Source organism: Psychrobacter arcticus 273-4, from assembly GCF_000012305.1.
In the GTDB taxonomy this organism is placed as follows: Bacteria; Pseudomonadota; Gammaproteobacteria; order Pseudomonadales; family Moraxellaceae; genus Psychrobacter; species Psychrobacter arcticus.
Genome location: NC_007204.1, coordinates 1,117,173 through 1,135,200, shown reverse-complemented (window position 1 = coordinate 1,135,200; position 18,028 = coordinate 1,117,173). Strand labels below are relative to the sequence as shown.

Annotated in this window: 18 protein-coding genes; 11 read left to right on the top strand and 7 right to left on the bottom strand. The window is 42.7% G+C overall.

Going from position 1 to position 18,028, the window contains the following annotated elements:
• Positions 1-93: 93 nt before the first annotated feature.
• The 6 genes from PSYC_RS04930 (at position 94) to PSYC_RS04905 (ending at position 5,152) form a co-directional block, all read left to right on the top strand.
• Complete coding sequence (locus PSYC_RS04930) at positions 94-588, top strand: low molecular weight protein-tyrosine-phosphatase (protein WP_011280224.1); 495 nt, start codon at positions 94-96, stop codon at positions 586-588.
• Positions 589-693: 105 nt separating this feature from the next.
• Entirely contained in the window at positions 694-1,815 is a 1,122-nt protein-coding gene (gene murB / locus PSYC_RS04925; RefSeq protein WP_011280223.1) for a UDP-N-acetylmuramate dehydrogenase, read from the top strand.
• Entirely contained in the window at positions 1,805-2,578 is a 774-nt protein-coding gene (locus PSYC_RS04920) for a YdcF family protein (protein ID WP_041757599.1), read from the top strand. Before murB ends, PSYC_RS04920 begins: the two co-directional genes overlap by 11 nt.
• A 126-nt stretch (positions 2,579-2,704) precedes the next feature.
• Positions 2,705-3,007 (top strand): cbb3-type cytochrome oxidase assembly protein CcoS, encoded by a 303-nt coding sequence (gene ccoS / locus PSYC_RS04915; protein WP_011280221.1) that lies wholly within the window; start codon positions 2,705-2,707, stop codon positions 3,005-3,007.
• Positions 3,008-3,104: 97 nt separating this feature from the next.
• A complete protein-coding gene (locus PSYC_RS04910; protein WP_011280220.1) occupies positions 3,105-3,923 on the top strand; it encodes a sulfite exporter TauE/SafE family protein in 819 nt (272 codons plus the stop codon).
• Positions 3,924-4,270: 347 nt separating this feature from the next.
• A complete protein-coding gene (locus PSYC_RS04905; RefSeq protein ID WP_011279666.1) occupies positions 4,271-5,152 on the top strand; it encodes an IS982 family transposase in 882 nt (293 codons plus the stop codon).
• A gap of 50 nt (positions 5,153-5,202) precedes the next feature.
• Here the strand turns inward: PSYC_RS04905 and PSYC_RS04900 are convergent, their stop codons facing one another.
• Together PSYC_RS04900 and PSYC_RS04895 are read right to left on the bottom strand one after the other, a co-directional pair.
• The gene (locus PSYC_RS04900) at positions 5,203-6,393 is read right to left on the bottom strand and encodes a DEAD/DEAH box helicase (RefSeq protein ID WP_011280219.1); all 1,191 of its coding nucleotides are present in this window, start codon (positions 6,391-6,393) and stop codon (positions 5,203-5,205) included.
• A gap of 221 nt (positions 6,394-6,614) precedes the next feature.
• Positions 6,615-6,830: a cold-shock protein gene (locus PSYC_RS04895; protein ID WP_011280218.1), complete on the bottom strand. Its 216-nt coding sequence runs from the start codon at positions 6,828-6,830 to the stop codon at positions 6,615-6,617.
• A gap of 486 nt (positions 6,831-7,316) precedes the next feature.
• On the opposite strand from PSYC_RS04895, the gene aroQ reads away from it, so the two are divergent.
• Positions 7,317-7,853, top strand: coding sequence for a type II 3-dehydroquinate dehydratase (aroQ, locus tag PSYC_RS04890; protein ID WP_011280217.1), 537 nt, complete (start codon positions 7,317-7,319; stop codon positions 7,851-7,853).
• Between the two features lie 178 nt (positions 7,854-8,031).
• A complete protein-coding gene (locus PSYC_RS04885; protein ID WP_011280216.1) occupies positions 8,032-9,333 on the top strand; it encodes an ABC1 kinase family protein in 1,302 nt (433 codons plus the stop codon).
• A gap of 59 nt (positions 9,334-9,392) precedes the next feature.
• Here PSYC_RS04885 and PSYC_RS04880 read toward each other — a convergent pair whose 3' ends face one another.
• Entirely contained in the window at positions 9,393-10,223 is an 831-nt protein-coding gene (locus PSYC_RS04880; protein ID WP_011280215.1) for an ion transporter, read from the bottom strand.
• A gap of 356 nt (positions 10,224-10,579) precedes the next feature.
• On the opposite strand from PSYC_RS04880, the gene PSYC_RS04875 reads away from it, so the two are divergent.
• Positions 10,580-11,329 (top strand): YebC/PmpR family DNA-binding transcriptional regulator, encoded by a 750-nt coding sequence (locus PSYC_RS04875; protein WP_011280214.1) that lies wholly within the window; start codon positions 10,580-10,582, stop codon positions 11,327-11,329.
• A gap of 80 nt (positions 11,330-11,409) precedes the next feature.
• Here PSYC_RS04875 and PSYC_RS04870 read toward each other — a convergent pair.
• The 4 genes from PSYC_RS04870 to PSYC_RS04850 form a co-directional block, all read right to left on the bottom strand.
• Positions 11,410-12,629 (bottom strand): IS3 family transposase gene (locus PSYC_RS04870; protein ID WP_148201653.1). Its coding sequence is split into 2 segments (ribosomal slippage): positions 11,410-12,290 and positions 12,290-12,629, totalling 1,221 coding nucleotides; the frame shifts between segments, so codons are not numbered across the junction.
• A 123-nt stretch (positions 12,630-12,752) separates the two neighbouring features.
• Positions 12,753-13,325: a methylated-DNA--[protein]-cysteine S-methyltransferase gene (locus PSYC_RS04860; RefSeq protein WP_011280211.1), complete on the bottom strand. Its 573-nt coding sequence runs from the start codon at positions 13,323-13,325 to the stop codon at positions 12,753-12,755.
• 65 nt (positions 13,326-13,390) lie between these two features.
• Entirely contained in the window at positions 13,391-14,302 is a 912-nt protein-coding gene (gene ftsY / locus PSYC_RS11920; protein WP_264622175.1) for a signal recognition particle-docking protein FtsY, read from the bottom strand.
• A gap of 879 nt (positions 14,303-15,181) precedes the next feature.
• Positions 15,182-16,063 carry an IS982 family transposase gene (locus PSYC_RS04850; RefSeq protein WP_011279666.1) on the bottom strand — a complete coding sequence of 294 codons (882 nt, stop codon included), beginning with the start codon at positions 16,061-16,063 and terminating at the stop codon, positions 15,182-15,184.
• A gap of 142 nt (positions 16,064-16,205) precedes the next feature.
• Here PSYC_RS04850 and PSYC_RS11630 point away from each other — a divergent pair, with 142 nt between their 5' ends.
• Both PSYC_RS11630 and PSYC_RS04845 read left to right on the top strand, forming a co-directional pair.
• Positions 16,206-16,358 carry a hypothetical protein gene (locus PSYC_RS11630; RefSeq protein ID WP_187147108.1) on the top strand — a complete coding sequence of 51 codons (153 nt, stop codon included), beginning with the start codon at positions 16,206-16,208 and terminating at the stop codon, positions 16,356-16,358.
• Positions 16,359-16,473: 115 nt separating this feature from the next.
• Positions 16,474-17,943, top strand: coding sequence for a M16 family metallopeptidase (locus PSYC_RS04845; protein WP_011280209.1), 1,470 nt, complete (start codon positions 16,474-16,476; stop codon positions 17,941-17,943).
• Positions 17,944-18,028 lie beyond the last annotated feature (85 nt).

Genomic DNA, 18,028 nt, shown 5'->3' with positions numbered 1-18,028 from the left:
AACAAATTACATTACTCTATAGCATGCTTATAAATCACATTTCCAGTGTTGATTTTGATAGCATGTTTTTTTATTGCGACAAAAGGTCATCATATGCCCATCAAAGCGTCTACTCCCTCATCTGTATTATTGGTCTGTTTGGGGAATATCTGCCGTTCACCGACGGCAGAAGAGATTTTTCGTCAGCAAGCAGCGATTGCAGGGCTGTCGATGAAGGTGGATTCAGCGGGAACTGGAGATTGGCATATTGGGCATGCACCTGATGAGCGAGCACAGCGTCACGCTAAAGCTCATGGTTATAACATCAATAAATTGGTCGCGCGCCAAATCAGTGCTGATGACTTTCGCGATTTTGATTTAATCTTGGCGATGGATGCACAAAATTTAGCAAATCTACAGTCTATCAAAAACGGTATAACAGATACTGATACCAAATTAGCCAAGCTGGCTTTATTTAGTGAAGAAGACCCTATCTATGGCGGTGACGACGTACCAGACCCTTATACTGGTGATAGCAATGCCTTTGAAGAGGTGATAGAGCGTATTGAGTCAAGCGTCCAAGGTTGGATTGAAAGCTGGAAGATATAAAGATATAGTAGTCATAAAGCGCTATATTTTTGCTACCTTTATACCCAGCATCCTTTATAATAAACACCGTATGACTTTTTGTTTATTTGCCCTATAGGCTATGTTATGACTTCAGCTTTATGCTCTAAATCTACTGCACCACACACCTTATCTGATGATGTAGCTGATTTGTCTCATAGCAACACCATGGCTTTGGCATGTACAGCTAACTCTGTTGTTACGTTGAAAAATGAGGCGCAGCTTGATGAGTTTATGGCAAACTATGGGCAAGATACTCAGTATAGCCAGCCATTATTTGTCTTATCCGGCGGTAGCAATGTGCTATTACCAGCAAAGCTGAATGCAATTGTTTTACGACCACAAATGCGTGGCATACAGGTGACATCCCAGACAGACTCTCATGTCGATATTGAGGTAATGGCAGGTGAAAACTGGCATGACTTAGTTTTACATACCGTCGCTCAAGGCTGGTATGGACTTGAAAACCTTGCCTTAATACCTGGTCTTACTGGTGCCGCTCCCATACAAAATATCGGCGCTTATGGTGTTCAGCTAGAGGACTGCTTGCAGTATGTACGTGCTTATCATTTCCCAAGCCAAACTTGGCATGATTTGACCGCAGTCGATTGCGAGTTTGGCTATCGTGATAGTATTTTTAAACGTCAACCAAATACTTGGCTAATCAGCCGCGTGGGTTTTAGACTACATACTGATGCGACAAAAGTATTGGCAAGCTATGGCGATGTACAGACAGTCGCACAAGGCTATGCGATGAAGCAAAGTCGCACCAAGCCGACGCCTGCTGATGTGATGCACGCTATTATTGACATTCGTCAGCAAAAGCTGCCTGATCCAAAGCAATTGCCAAATTGTGGCAGCTTTTTTCAAAACCCTATTATCCCTCAAGATCAATTTACCGCGCTGCAATCCTCTTATCCTGCTATCGTTGGTTACCCAATGCCTGACGCGATGATTAAAGTAGCAGCTGGTTGGCTTATCGAACAAGCGGGTCTAAAAGGCGGCGGTATAGAACCTATTGTGACCCATCAGCAGCAAGCGCTAGTATTGACCAATCACACACCTTACCAAGCCACCCAAAAAGAGGTAGCCGCCGCCCAACAGTATATTACCGATACTGTGTATGAGAGATTTGCGATACCGTTGTCACGCGAGCCGGTGTGGGTAAATGCCGATGGCTCCATCGGATATGATAAGCATGTGGTCTAAGCAGTCATGGTCAAATCGCCTATGGCGACATTATTTACGTTCAGCTGAGCGTATGATCAAGCTGTTTCGTATTATCAATGCCACATTTATGCTGGGTGCAACGACGGTTATTTTGGTGCTGATCAGTTTATTTACGCCGCTATTTTCTCAAGCGGTGGTGTATATATTGACTCATCTGCCGCTGCCAAAAATGCCACCTGCGGCAATGAGCTCTCCCCCTACCGCTTATTTGGTATTGGGTGGCGGTCTGACCAATGATAATCACAACCAAATTATCCTCAACCGCTATAGCCTTAATCGTGCGCGCACTGCCGCCACAGCTTACCATGACCTGCCTTTGCCCATTGTACTCAGCGGTGCTGAGGCCCCCTGGCTTGGTCAATGGCTGATTGAGCATGGTATTGATGGGTTAATCAGTGAAAATGCCAGTATGAATACATGCGAGAATGCCCGCTTTACCGCAAAACGCATCCCTCTGCATCATGTTTATCTGATTACCGACAGTTATCATATGGCGCGTGCTCGCAGACAATTTGCGTTAAACGGCATCAATAGCACAGCGATTAATGCCCCTTTACCCGTCAGACGTGATTGGATGGAACCCGCACAAAATTTAAGCCATTCACGGCGCGCGGTTTATGAAGTTGCCGCTTACTTACGTGATGTGATACGTCCTCAAGCAAATTGTCGCCAAGCTAAAGAGGTGACGTCGCAGCAGCTATTAACCCCAAGAGGCAAGGTAGCAAAAACGGCTGATGAATAGAGTTGGTGAGCCAATCTTGTCAAACATACAGTCATAAGCATCTACCCCACATTTATCTTTACAGTTCATCCACTACACTTGCATCAGGTGTATAATGATAAAAAACTGCTATTAAAAAGATTTGCCATGCTCAGTATATTTTTATTAATTCCATTAAGTCTCATGCTGTTTGTGGTAGCGATTTGGGCAGTACGTTATGCGGTAAAATCCAACCAATTTGAAGATTTGGATAATGCATCACAGCGTATTATCTTAGACGATCGTCAGGAGCGTCGACAAGTCATACAAGCTCAGGAAAATGTAACGCCTATTCAAGAAGCAAAAGAAGTGAGCGATACTACTTCGACTGAAAAAGAATCTAATCAGCTAAATAATGCGGACACTGCCGCAACTCCTCTCTCTGATACAGACAAGAACTCAAAAATATAGCCTTGGGCTATCTTACTAATACGTTACCCACTTATTCTATCTGCATAAGAGAGTAATAAGTCGGTACGCCTTTTACCATTTTTAGGAGTACCTTCCCATGACCACAGCTTTACTCGTTGCGGCATTATTAATGGGTTTTTTTGGTTCACCGCATTGCTTAGGAATGTGTGGTGGCTTGGTGACTGCCTTTGGTCTATCGATGAAAGATGTCAGCCCTGCCAAACGCCGTGCATTGGTAGCGACCTATCATTTCGGTCGCTTGGCCAGCTATACGTTTTTGGGTTTGGTCGCAGGCCTGATAGGCACAGCCGTACTACAGCCATTGATGCAAGGCAATAGTACACCGCGTATTTTGCTTGGTTTGGTATTGGTGTTTGTCGGCGTGACGATGCTGGGTGCACCGTTTCTAAACAAACTTGAGCGTTTTGGCATGCGATTTTGGCAGTACCTGAGCCCTATTCGTCAAAAAGTATTTCCACTAAACACTTTTCCACGTGCATTGTCTGCCGGTCTTCTATGGGGATTTTTGCCTTGTGGTTTGGTCTATGGCGCTCTACTGATTGCCGTCGTAGCGCACAATCCACTCAGCGGTGCTGCCTTGATGTTCGTTTTTGGCTTAGGAACCGTACCCATGTTGGTTGCTACTCACGAGACCGTCGGCTGGTTACGGGATAAGATTGGGCGTTTTCGCTTAAGACAGCTCAATGGTGCTGTGATGGTATTATCTGGTTTGGCCGTGATTTTCATTCCTATCGCCATGTCCAATATGCATGGCAACCATGGCGGTGGTCAAGGCATGGCGCATGTCGATACTATGATGATGGCTGACACAGATGATACTACCCACCAGGATATAAGCCAGATGGATCATAGTATGCACAATATGAATGATGACTCAGCAGTCATGGAGCATTAGCACCAACGATTTACTGTTTGATATAGTCGGTGAAAAGTAATATCGATACAACACGTACTACTGGTGCAAATTTTTCTTGCTTGCTGTGCCTACGCAGACAGAGGCTGCAAAAAATTTACACCAGCAATACGGTAGCGACTTTAAAGTATTTCAACTATATGATTTCAAATTGATGTCATCTAAAAACAGACGTATAAGAAAGCCCTTAATAAATGATTAAGGGCTTTCTTGTTATTTAACAACTTTAGAGCTTAAATAACCCCACTCTCAACTTCGAAAGTGATTGAAAAAAGAAGAGCATCTCACTAATCTATTGTTTTCGACCAAGAATACAACGGAGTCATGAGATGCCCATAGACGAATTTATCATCAATATCTATTTAATGGTAGAGCAATATTACAAAATAGTCGTTACTGAACCCTTGCGAGGTGCAGGTTACGCGCCAAAGCTGAGTGATCCTGAGATCATTTGCATGGAACTGGTCGGTGAATTTTTAAACCTTGATCAAGACAAACAGATTTGGCAATATTTTACCCAGCACTGGCAAGCCTGGTTTCCAGCCATAGGCTCATATCCTAACTTCGCAAAGCATTGCGCGAATCTGTGGCAAGTCAAACAGCGGATACAAGATAACGTCAGTCAACTTGAGGGCCGTGACAACATCCATTTTATGGATGGTTTTCCGATACCCGTCTGTCATTATGGACGCGCTTATCGGCATAAAAACTATCAAGACTTAGCGGCTTTTAGCTACTGTGCGGCTAAGCAAGAGAGGTACTATGGCTTTGAAGGACATTTGCTTGTTAACTTATCGGGCATGATTAAAGGCTTTACCTTTGCTCCTGCCAATGTTGATGAAAGAGCGGTTGCGCCTGATATTACTGACAATATCTATGGTTTGCTCGGCGCTGATAAAGGGTATATCAGCCCTAGTCTCACTCAGTACTACGACGCTCAAGGAGTGGATTTACAAACGCCACTCAGAGCTAACATGAAAGAGGATAGACCCAAACCTGTGGTAAAACGGCTAATGAAAGCCCGCCGTATCGTTGAAACAGTCATTGGTCAGCTATCAGAACGATTTAATATACAAAGGGTACGAGCAAGAGATTTATGGCATTTGTCTCATCGATTGATTCGTAAAATTCTGTCACATAATCTATGCTTTGTACTCAACAAAAAACTTGGTAACCCGCCACTTCAGTTTGAATTGCTTATTTCAAGTTGAGAGTGGGGTTTAATTAATAAAATCTTACTTAGATTCTAAACGTTAGCTTATTAAGGCTGCCACTGCTCAAGCTTAAATTTAGTATCTAAATGCTTCTCTAATGCCGGTATATTAAAAGCATCATCTTCACTGACAAAGCTAATACTAATACCGGTTTTCCCAGCGCGTCCAGTACGACCAATGCGGTGTACATAATCATCTGGCTGATCTGGCAAGGTATAATTAATCACATGGCTGACATCATCAACATGAATACCGCGTCCTGCCACATCAGTCGCGACCAAAACAGAGGCATGCCCGTCTTTGAAGCGTTGCAAGTACTTTTCGCGTTTTTGCTGAATCACATCGCCCGATAACATGACGATTTTGTGTCCCTGACGCAGCTTATGATATAGACGCTTTACTTGATCTTTACGATTGGCGAAGATGATTACTTTTTCTACCGTTGTATCGGTGATGATACGCTCGACCGCTTCTAGTTTTTGATCTTCGGTTAAGAGATAAAAATGCTGGTCTACCAATTCACTGGTTTTATGCTCAGGTTCAATCTCAACAAATGCTGGTTCATGTAACCAGCGATATGCCAGACCCATTACATCTTGGTTAAAGGTAGCAGAAAACAACAAACTTTGACGATCGGTATTGGGCGGCATACGACCAACCAAACGCTTGATATCAGGTATAAATCCCATATCGAGCATGCGGTCTGCTTCGTCTAATACTAGCACCTCTACTCGATCCAGATAGACCATGCCTTTGTGCATCAAATCAATCAAACGACCAGGCGTAGCAATCAAGATATCGACATACTGGCGCTCAAGCTCATGCTGCTGGGTTTCATAATTGGTACCACCCATAATGCAAACGCTATGCAAAGAGGTATATTTATTCAAGGCGATACAATCATCAAATATTTGCTGAGCAAGCTCACGGGTTGGTGCCATGACGACGGCACGTGGCTCACCTAAATGACGCTCTTCATCAGCGGCAAACGGACGCTTAAGTAACGCCTCCATAATAGTCAATAGAAATGTGGCCGTCTTGCCCGTACCCGTCTGTGCCTGTCCGATCGCATCTTGATTTGCCAATGTATGCGGCAGTATTTTTGCTTGAATCGGCGTTAATTCAGTAAAACCTAAGTCACTTACTGCACGCAAGGTCGCTGCTGAAAGTGGCAAATCCGTAAACGTCGTAAAGTTACTCAAAAAAATATCCTTTTGTATAAACCGTTTGTGTATCATCAATAAATGAGAGGCTATAAGGCTTAACGGTTTATATCGACCATTAGCCAGCAGGCAAGCCCTATAAAACTAATAAACATAAAAAAGCCAAGCACTATGTCAATACTTACCAAATATGCTGTTTTAAACTCAACATAAGTAAGACAGGACGGGCTTGACTCAGTAGTATATCAGTAGTTTGTACAGATATTATAGCTAAACTGCACGAATGACTGTCGCGATTACTCTTCTACTCTTCTGACTTCTTCAGCTTGTAGACCTTTATCACCTTCTACCACACTGAACTCAACTTTTTCGCCGTCTTTTAGAGAGCGATAACCATCACCTTGGATCGCGCGGAAATGCACAAAAATATCTTCTCCGCTATCACGTTGAATGAAACCAAAGCCTTTTGAGTCATTAAACCACTTAACGATACCTTGCTCACGAGCTGACATAATATTACTTCCTAAAAAGTGTACTTAGTCCCAAATTCCTTTGCATCATTGCATATAAACGGGTACTAAAATTATGAAATCAAAATTTAAGAGTGACTATCCAATATAGTATTAGTGAAATATAAAAGCTTTATACTGACTTTTAGTATTTAGCATATAGTCATTTTACTGTTTCTAGTCTTTGGCAGAAACTAACACCACTTTACTAAAAAAGCGTTAATAATCAGCTAAACTAAAATTAGCAATAAATATGTAATGTTTATTGTGTAAAAAATATCATAACACGGGTTTTTAGCAACACAAAGGCTTTTAACATGATTTTTATCACTTGGACTATTTTTTAGAATTATTTTTTATAAGTTATCTCGCAAGCTGTTAATATAAAGGGATAGAGAGCGCCATGTTTTCTAAAACCTGTTATTGTAGTACGCTTATACTCACCAATAATTTATAGAAAAATATTCATTGCTACTTATAGAGACTATTATGACCACCTCATCTCAATCAGCAACGACCACCAGTGCGTCCCATCAAAAAGCCAATAAAACCCTTACTCATAAATTATTATTGATTAATGGTGTGAATCTAAATTTATTAGGCAAACGTGAGCCTGATATTTATGGTCATATGACGCTTGCTGATATTGAAAGTGCCTTAACCGAGCGCGCGGCGGCACATGGTATTGAGCTGATTTGCATACAGTCTAATCACGAAGGCAAACTGGTCGATGATATTCAGCATTACGGTCTATTAGCAGAAGCAAGTGTGCAGGTCGATGCAATAATTATTAACCCTGCTGCCTTTACTCATACCTCTGTTGCGATACGCGACGCGCTATTAGCTACCCAAAAGCCCTTTATTGAGGTGCATTTATCTAACGTCCACGCACGCGAGTCGTTCCGCGAACATTCTTATCTATGCGATGTGGCGGTTGGCGTAATTTGTGGTCTAGGGCATTTGGGCTATCATATGGCATTAGATTATTGGCTGACCCATACTTATGCAATAACATTGAATAAGTAATTTGTTGGCGTTCAGATTTTTATCTGAACAATACTACTAAAAATATGATAAAAATTACTGCGGCAAATAGTACAAAAACCGTCATTGCGATACTTTTGGCACAGTAGTTAAACAGCATTCATTTGATTAAAATAATAATATTAAGGTTTAGTAAACAACCCACTATATGGTGATAGGCATGGCAAAATCGTCCGGAACGCGCTTTATGAAACTCGCTGGTATGACAGCAAGCATTGCCGGAAAAGCAGCTAAAAACTCACTAAAGCATCTCTCAAGTGACGAAGAAAAACGCCTACAAGCACGCTCAGAATTGATGCAAGATGTCGGTATTCAAATCGCTGAAACCTTAGGCGAGATGAAAGGTGCGGTCATGAAGGTAGGGCAAATTGCCTCGCAATATAAAGACGTATTCCCGCCTGAAGTGGCAACCGCCCTAGAGAAGCTGCAGAAAGATGCACCGGCAATGCCCTATGCGCAGATACGAGCACAAGTTGAACGTGAGCTCAAAGCGCCTATTAATGAATTGTTTACTGAATTTGAAGAAGTGCCTTTTGCCGCTGCTTCCATCGGACAGGTGCATCGAGCAATTTTGCCATCTGGACAAAGGGTGGTGGTCAAGGTGCAGTATCCGGATGTCGACAAAAACTGTGATAGCGATCTAAAACAAGTGCGTATGGCACTAAAAATCGCTGGCGTGCTCAATATGAGTAAGCAATTGCAAGAGCAGCTGTTTCACGAGATTCGCCAAAGCTTACATGACGAGCTGGATTATATTAAAGAGGCGCATAATCTGCGGGTATTCGGCGCTTTTCATGCCGAAGATACAGGCCTTATTATCCCAAAAGTGATTAGCAGCCACTCTTCCAAAAGAATCTTAACCTTGACAGAAGAAAGTGGCGAAACGCTGACAGTGGCAGCAACGTGGGATAATGACATTAAGCAGAAAATTGCAGTGCGCCTGTTTCATTTTACCGCAGGGCAGCTGTTTGGGTTATATCGAATGCACTGCGATCCTCACCCGGGCAACTTCGCGTTCCGCCCTGATGGCAGTGTGGTTGCCTATGATTTTGGTGGGATTCGAAGCTATAGTGACAGCGAAGTGCAATTGTTTCGCCGATTTGCCAAGCACGCTTTAAAAGGCGATGTCACCGCCCTTGAGCAGGATTTAGTCGCTCTTGACATACGCCGTGAGGACAATAAAACCATACCTGGCGATTTTTATGGAAAATGGCTAGAGATTGGGCTGAAACCCTTATCTATCAAACCCTATCAAGACGGTACTTTTGATTTTGCAAGCAGTCAAACCCATCATGAAGCCATTGCCCAGATGCGTACTTCTTTGAAATACTTTGGGCAGTTTCAGCCATCAGCCTCTACAATGATGCTTGATCGCACGATATCAGGGCAATACTGGAACCTAGTCCATCTAGGAGTGACGATAGATTTATCACCACTGGTGCATGAATATATAGATTTTTAAAGCATTGAATTTTAGAGCGTTAAATGGCTATAAATATATAGGACAAGTTTCAGTATTGGTTATACATGCAAGGCATGTCCACAGCGGTCACAAAACTCTGCACCGACTGCATGACCAAATTTACCACAGTTCGGACAAGTGACAGGATTGAGCTGCGGGCGCATATTACGGGCAAGCTCTGAGGTGAAAATCCCTGTCGGTACAGCAATGATTGAGTAACCTGTAATCATGACCATCGTTGCAATAGCTTGTCCCAATGGCGTTTTTGGTGACATATCGCCGTAGCCGACCGTCGTCAGAGTGACAACTGCCCAGTAGATAGACTGCGGAATACTGGTAAAGCCATTTTCTGGTCCTTCTACGACATAAACAATCGAGCCAAAAATGGTGACCAGTAAGACCAGTGACAAGAAAAAGACGGTGATTTTTTGCTGACTGGTTTTAAGCGCAGACGCCAAAAACCCTGCTTGTTGCATGTAGGCTTCAAGCTTAAGTACCCGAAAGATACGCAAAATACGTAAGATACGAATGACGAGTAAGTACTGTACGCCCACAAACATTAAGCTTAAGTAGCTTGGCAATACGGACAATAAATCCACTATTCCAAAAAAACTAAATACATAACGGAAGCGATTGGGTGCTGAGAATAACCTGAGCATATACTCAATCGTAAACAAAATAGTAAAAAACCATTCTGCATACAAAAATAGCATGCCATACTGCAAGCGCATATAGAGCACACTATCGAGCATCACGACCGCCACACTGGCCAAAATCGCGATCAACAATACAATATCAAACAGCTTACCCAAACGAGTATCTGTGCCTTCAATAATAATATGAATGCGGTTACGCAAATGAGTAACGGCTTCGGTATTCGGCTGCTTCATAAAGTCAATAAAATCGTAGGATCAAGGTTATATAAAACCGGACAACTTAGGCTTACATGCGTAAGCTAAGATTGGTCAAAATACGTGAAAGTGGTTTATAATATTGAAAATAGTATGGTTATCGGCTGCTATGCGTCACTACGAGAATAATCGATAGTGGGTTAAAAGCCATAACCTAGCAGTGTAGCAAAAAAGCGCTATCAACAACATACAAATCGTTAACTTATAGCGACGGATCACTTACCTGAGTTTAACGGCATAATCAGGTAATAAAACACTGCATTAGATATAAAATATTTTTACCAATAACTTTTTTAGCCGTACAACACATCATTCGTAACACTTAAGGACGTCATATGGCAGGCCATTCAAAATGGGCAAATATCAAACACCGTAAAGCCCGTCAGGATGCGGTAAAAGGCAAAGTATTTACCAAGATTATTCGTGAAATTGTTTCTGCTGCCAAGCAAGGTGATCCTGACCCTGATAAGAATCCACGCCTACGTGCTGTCATTGAAAAAGCCCTGTCCGTCAATATGACGCGAGACACCATCAACCGTGCGGTAGCCCGTGGTACAGGTGGCGATGACAATGACAATATGGACGAAGTGAGCTATGAGGGCTATGGCATCGGCGGCGTCGCGGTACTGGTCGAAACCATGACCGACAATCTCAACCGAACGGTCAGTGAAGTACGCCATGCTTTTACCAAAAATGAAGGCAATCTTGGTACTACTGGTTCGGTGGCTTATCTCTTTAATAAGCGCGGTGAAATCAGCTTTAATGACATAAGCTTAGAAGATGAAGTCATGCTAGTGGCATTAGATGCAGGCGCACTTGATATCGAAAATGATGGCAAAAGCTTGCTTGTTATCACTGAATGGGAAAATTTCGGTCATGTCAAAGATGCGCTTAATGCGGCAGGCTTAGTCTCCGACAATGCTGAAGTGACCATGTCGCCATCAACCAGTGCTGAAATAGACAACGTTGAAGATGCCGAAAAAGTCATGAAGATGATTGATATGTTAGAAGATATCGATGATGTGCAAGAGGTTTATAGCAACGTCAATTTCTCAGACGAAGTCATGGCACAGCTTGAGCAATAATTTTTTTATTATGTCCCGTCCTAAAATAGATTGATAGTTTTTTGCTAAGCCAGATACCGTGCGTATCTGGCTTTTTTACATTAAGCAGGACATAAATAACTGCCATGTACCTGGGCAGGTGTTCTCATATCTAAACTTAAATGAGGTCTCACATTGTTATAAATACAAACAGACTCATCAATTAGCTGCTTAAGTTCACTCATAGTAGTGCACTCATACAACAAAAACTCATTCTTTAAAATACCATTAACCCGCTCAGCCAAAGCATTTTGATAACAATCATAGCCATCGGTCATAGATGGAGTGATTTTATTTACTCTAAGAGCCTCTTGGTACTCTGAGGCACAGTACTGTAGACCTCTATCAGAATGATGGATTGTTTTATGGGTATAGCATCGTCTATCAACTGCCATCTCTAAAGCTTTTACAACCTCACTTGCTGGCATACTCTCACTTAAATGATAGCCCATGATCTGTCTTGAATAAGCATCCGTCACTAAAGATAGATAATGAGTACCTTGTTTGGAGGTGACATAAGTAATATCAGCCACCAAGATTTGTTCTGGTTTGACAGGAGCGGGTACGTCTTTAGTTAGATTAGGATGCTTTTTCATCCAATGCTTGCTAAAGGTCGTTTTAGTATAGCTGCGTCTAGGATTAACCAATAGTCTGTGTGCTCTTAGATAATCAAAGAACCCATCACGCCCAACTTTGATACCATGAGCAATCAGCTTAGGTTTAATTAGCCAGTATAGCTTGCGTCCACCAATGCGAGGCATCAGCATTCGATACGTTTGCACCCAGTCTTTAATGACGGCAAGCTTGTTTGCTTTGTCATGCTGCCGGATACGGTGTTGGTAAACAGCCTGCGGGCTAACATCAAGCAAACGACATCCTTGGGCTAGACTTATTTGTTTGTCTATTTTGAGTTGCCAGAGGATGCCGTAGCAGACTTTTTTCTAACACTTGCTCCGTGTTCACCATCAAATACTTCTATGATCTTGCCTAAAATGAGATTATGGGCTTTGGCATCAGCCAGTTCACGCTCTAGACGTTTAATAGTTTGGGCGGGGGTTTCTTTATGTGGCATACGCTGGCTCTTAGGTGGGTGAATCCAGTCTAATTTACCATGCTTTCTCAGCCAAACTAAAACAGTACTGCGTCCTTGTATGCCATAAATCGCTTGGGCTTGTTTATAGGTCATGTCGCCTTTTTCTACACTGTCAACGACGGCTAATTTAAAGCCTAGTGTGTAATCTTTTTGCGTACGCTTAACCTTTACGGTGTCTAACTTGTCCATTAATAAGCTCCTTTTTCGTAAACTTATTTTAGGACGGGACATTTTGTATTAAAAAGGCCAAACGTTTTTTGGCTTTTTTTATATGTTTATAGGCTTAAGAGTGCCATAAGCACTTGCTTCAAACTAAGCTTTGCACGTGACGCCTTCAAGCGCTAACAAGTGTATTTTCTTATCTAAGCCGCCTGTATAACCACCAAGTTTGCCGTCACTTGCAATGACACGATGACACGGAACGATAATACTAAAAGGGTTTCTACTATTGGCATTTGCAACCGCACGAAAGCCTTTAGGACTATCTACATTTTGTGCCAGCGTTGCATAGCTAATCGTCTCGCCGTAGCCAATATCTTGTAATGCTTGCCAAACTCGCTGCTGGAACTTAGTTCCCAAATTTGCATCTAGTGGTAAATCGAACGTTTGACGATCACCGTTAAAATATTCTGCTAATTGCGCTACAGTCTCTATTAATAATGCTTGAGCAGGTTCACTTTTTCTTAAGCTATCTTTCTCTATGAAAGTAAAGCTTTGATCGTCAATACCATAATGCTTTTTAAGTTTCGGAATGGATTTTGAGCTGTGCCAAGAGTCACCTGCTAGCAGCCAATTGACCTCAACCAGCTTAGGATTGCTATGTTCATTGACACTCGCAATTAATGTTAACTGGTGCGATCCAAAAGCAGCGGTAGTAACTATCATGACTGTTCCTCTCAAATCGTTATATTTTTAAGAATTGATTATTGGCTAAAATGAGCTGTTGAGCGCTATTCTTTATCATCGGTCTCAAACAATGCGGCGACAAATTGTTTGGGACTAAAAGCACGCAAATCATCAATCGACTCGCCTACACCAATATAACGAATAGGCACATCCGTTGTTTCGGCAATATTAAAGACCACGCCGCCTTTAGCAGTACCGTCTAATTTGGTAATCGTAATACCGGTTAATGGCACCACTTTATTGAATAACTCAACTTGATTAATTGCATTTTGACCCGTGCCAGCATCAAGCACAATCATACCCTCATGAGGCGCACTTGAGTCTGCTTTACGCATCACGCGCACTACTTTTTCGAGCTCTGCCATCAGGTGAGTTTTATTCTGTAAGCGCCCAGCGGTATCAGCAATTAATACATCAATGTTTTTTGCTTTAGCAGATTGCATGGCATCAAATATAACAGAAGCACTATCAGAGCCATGACCTTGCGCCACGACTGGAATATTATTGCGTTCGCCCCAAATTTGTAGCTGTTCAGTGGCGGCGGCGCGGAACGTATCACCAGCTGCCAGCATGACCGACTTGCCCTCGCCTTGCAGACGTTTGGCAAGCTTGCCGATAGTAGTGGTTTTGCCCACGCCATTCACGCCTACAACCAAGATAACAAAAGGCTGTTTACTGGTATCAATGATGAGTGGTGCAACTTTTGGCGTTAAGATATCGACCAATTCAGTTTGCAGTGCCTTGTACAATGAATGTGCATAGATTAAATCGCCACGATCTGTCTGCTCAGTAAGACTTTTAATAATACGATTGGTCGCGTTGACACCGATATCAGCCACTAGTAGCTGGTCTTCGACTTCTTCTAACAGCTCATCATCAATCTCTTTGCCACCAATAAGGATACCGACCATCCCTTCAGCTAAATTTTTGCGCGATTTACTCAAGCCGGTTTTCATCCGGTTAAACCAACTGCCTTTTTTGCTATTTTCTTGCTCCTCTTGCAACGCTTTAGTTTCTTGCGACTCTACTGCCACCGTTTGCTGTGGCTCAGAAGACACTTGATTGCTACTATTAATGGTACTTGCACGGCTAGAAGTCACGCTTGGAAAATCCCCTAATTGTGCTTGTAAGGGCATAGTGGGGATTTTTGACGCAGAGACAGCTGGTGTCGCAGCCGCTGTTTCATTGGTATTTGAAAAGCTCTCCGAGGTATTCCCTGTATTACTCTGCTTTTGCCTAATAATGATAGGCGCGCCTAGGGCAATACTCTCTGCTGCATCGGTGCTTGATACTTGCTTATTGACAGTTGCTGTTACGGTTGCTGACTCATTACCTTCACTGACATCACTTTTTTCAGGCGCATCGATAATGGGTACAGATTGCACCGGCAGACTGGGTAAGGTAATATCATCGTCATCTAATTCATCAAGTCCGCTGTCAAGGTTAATGACCACACGATTGCTATTATTGAGGTTATTCATAAGTTTGCCCTAAAGTTTATCAGTATCAGTATTAGTAATGTGTTTATGGTAAAACCGGATCTGTGTATCGTCGTATCGTCCGTTTTCTATGATTTAATCCAGAGATTATTTTTAGCCTAGTTTAGCATAATTCAAGTTGAGCTCAGCCTTTCGCATTCTAGATTGCCCGTAAATGGTAAAAACCCTCAAGCGATACAAGAGCAATGTCAAACCTCTAGCATAAAAAAGACGATAAATAGGATGGCTAACCGAGCAAGTTTCGCTTAAGGTTTGGACACAAAAATCTGACCTTTGTGATGCCAAACTTCGCCTACTCTTAGCAAGGCTTATTAAATAACTATTTATACCCCACTCTCAACTTGAAATAAGCAATTCAAACTGAAGTGGCGGGTTACCAAGTTTTTTGTTGAGTACAAAGCATAGATTATGTGACAGAATTTTACGAATCAATCGATGAGACAAATGCCATAAATCTCTTGCTCGTACCCTTTGTATATTAAATCGTTCTGATAGCTGACCAATGACTGTTTCAACGATACGGCGGGCTTTCATTAGCCGTTTTACCACAGGTTTGGGTCTATCCTCTTTCATGTTAGCTCTGAGTGGCGTTTGTAAATCCACTCCTTGAGCGTCGTAGTACTGAGTGAGACTAGGGCTGATATACCCTTTATCAGCGCCGAGCAAACCATAGATATTGTCAGTAATATCAGGCGCAACCGCTCTTTCATCAACATTGGCAGGAGCAAAGGTAAAGCCTTTAATCATGCCCGATAAGTTAACAAGCAAATGTCCTTCAAAGCCATAGTACCTCTCTTGCTTAGCCGCACAGTAGCTAAAAGCCGCTAAGTCTTGATAGTTTTTATGCCGATAAGCGCGTCCATAATGACAGACGGGTATCGGAAAACCATCCATAAAATGGATGTTGTCACGGCCCTCAAGTTGACTGACGTTATCTTGTATCCGCTGTTTGACTTGCCACAGATTCGCGCAATGCTTTGCGAAGTTAGGATATGAGCCTATGGCTGGAAACCAGGCTTGCCAGTGCTGGGTAAAATATTGCCAAATCTGTTTGTCTTGATCAAGGTTTAAAAATTCACCGACCAGTTCCATGCAAATGATCTCAGGATCACTCAGCTTTGGCGCGTAACCTGCACCTCGCAAGGGTTCAGTAACGACTATTTTGTAATATTGCTCTACCATTAAATAGATATTGATGATAAATTCGTCTATGGGCATCTCATGACTCCGTTGTATTCTTGGTCGAAAACAATAGATTAGTGAGATGCTCTTCTTTTTTCAATCACTTTCGAAGTTGAGAGTGGGGTTATTTATACCCTTTATTTCTATGTTTCTTACTTACTTATATTAGGAATGTCTTATGCTATCTGCATCCAATCATTATAAAAATATCACCCACATCGCTGCTGCCTTATTACTGACAACGATGGCACTATCAGCAACAGGCTGTAATACGACACAAGAATTCAAACCGACTGCTAGTGTCATGGTTGGTGCGCACAAATCTTTATAATGGTCTAAGTACTATTATAAGGGCTATTAATTGCCATGATGAAAATTGATAGACTCTCCTTCCATTGACAAGCTGCCCGTTTAAAAGTTTCCCTTTTATATAAGTAGAACACACCATGTCTGTACCTTTATCCCGAACCACGCTCCCTTTACGTCTTGCATCTGCCTTAGCCATGGCGACCACACTTGCCGCTTGTCAAACCAGTACCATTAACGCCAATCCTGTGACTGCTATCAAGAATCCAGTGGCTGAAAACATAGTTACCAAAGACGCTCAGACATCATCAGCGCTGACCATAGATATGTCCGGTCGCCATGAATATCAGCTAGAAAATGGTCTAAAAATAATCGTCAAAGAAGACCACCGTGCGCCTGTGGTCATGACACAGATTTGGTATCGCGTGGGCTCAGCCGATGAGCCCCTCGATAAAGGCGGTATCTCTCATGTGCTCGAGCATATGATGTTTAAAGGCACTACCGATGTTTCAAGCGCTGATTATGAGCGCCTGATTGCCAAATTTGGCGGCGTTAATAATGCCTTTACTAGCTACGATTATACGGGTTATTACGAGATCTTCCCTGCCAATCGCTTTCCTTTAGCACTTGAGCTTGAAGCAGATCGTATGAAAAACTTAGTATTTGATGAAAAAGAGTTTGTCAAAGAGCATCAAGTCGTCATGGAAGAGCGCCGTCAGCGTACCGATGACAATCCACTTGCCAAGGCCTATGAGTCATTTCGCCTACTGGCACTGCCAAATAGCCCTAAAGGCGAATCCGTCATCGGACCTATGAGTGAGCTTGAATCGATTACGCTCTCAGACTTAAAAGACTGGTATAAAATATGGTATGCGCCAAACAACGCGACCTTAGTGATAGTCGGTGACGTAGAGCCAGCCGCGGTCTTGACACAAGTGAAGCGTTACTTCGGTGAGCTGAAACCAAGCAAGTTACCTAAGCGTCCTGAAGTTAGTCAAAAAGGCTTTCGTGGTTATCAGCAAGTGGAATCTGAGCAAGCGGTACAAGTTCCTGTGTTGTTAATGGGCTATAACGTACCTAGCCTTGTGACAGCTGGCACAGCCAATGAAAAACAAGCCTATGCCTTGTCACTTGCACAAGACGTATTGGACGGGGGTTTATCGGCACGCCTCGAGAGCAGACTGGTACGCGAGCAAGGTTTGCTTACCACGGTGGGTACGTCTTATGACCTATTAGATCGCGGTGATGGGCTGTTTTTGATACAAGCGACCCCGCGTGAAGGCGTCAGCTTAGAACAAGCACAGCAAGCCATTATTTTTGAAATAGAAAAGCTGAAAACCGATCCCATTGCCGCCGATGAAATCGAGCGCGCCAAGACCAATACTGTCACCGGTTTGGTGTACGCGCAAGACAGCATGGAAGGTCAGGCACGTATGATTGGCTCACTGCAATCTATCGGTCTTGATGACAGATTGCTTGCTCAGCTGCCAAGCAAGCTTGATAGCGTGACGATTGCAGATATACAAGCAACCAGTAAAAAATATTTAGTGAAAGACAATTTGACGGTCATGCATATTATTCCGCCTAAAGAGCCAGTCAAAAAGGTATAGTCGGTGAAAAGTAATATCGATACAACACCACACAACACGTATTGCTGGTGCAAATTTTTCTTGCTTGCTGTGCCTACGCAGACAG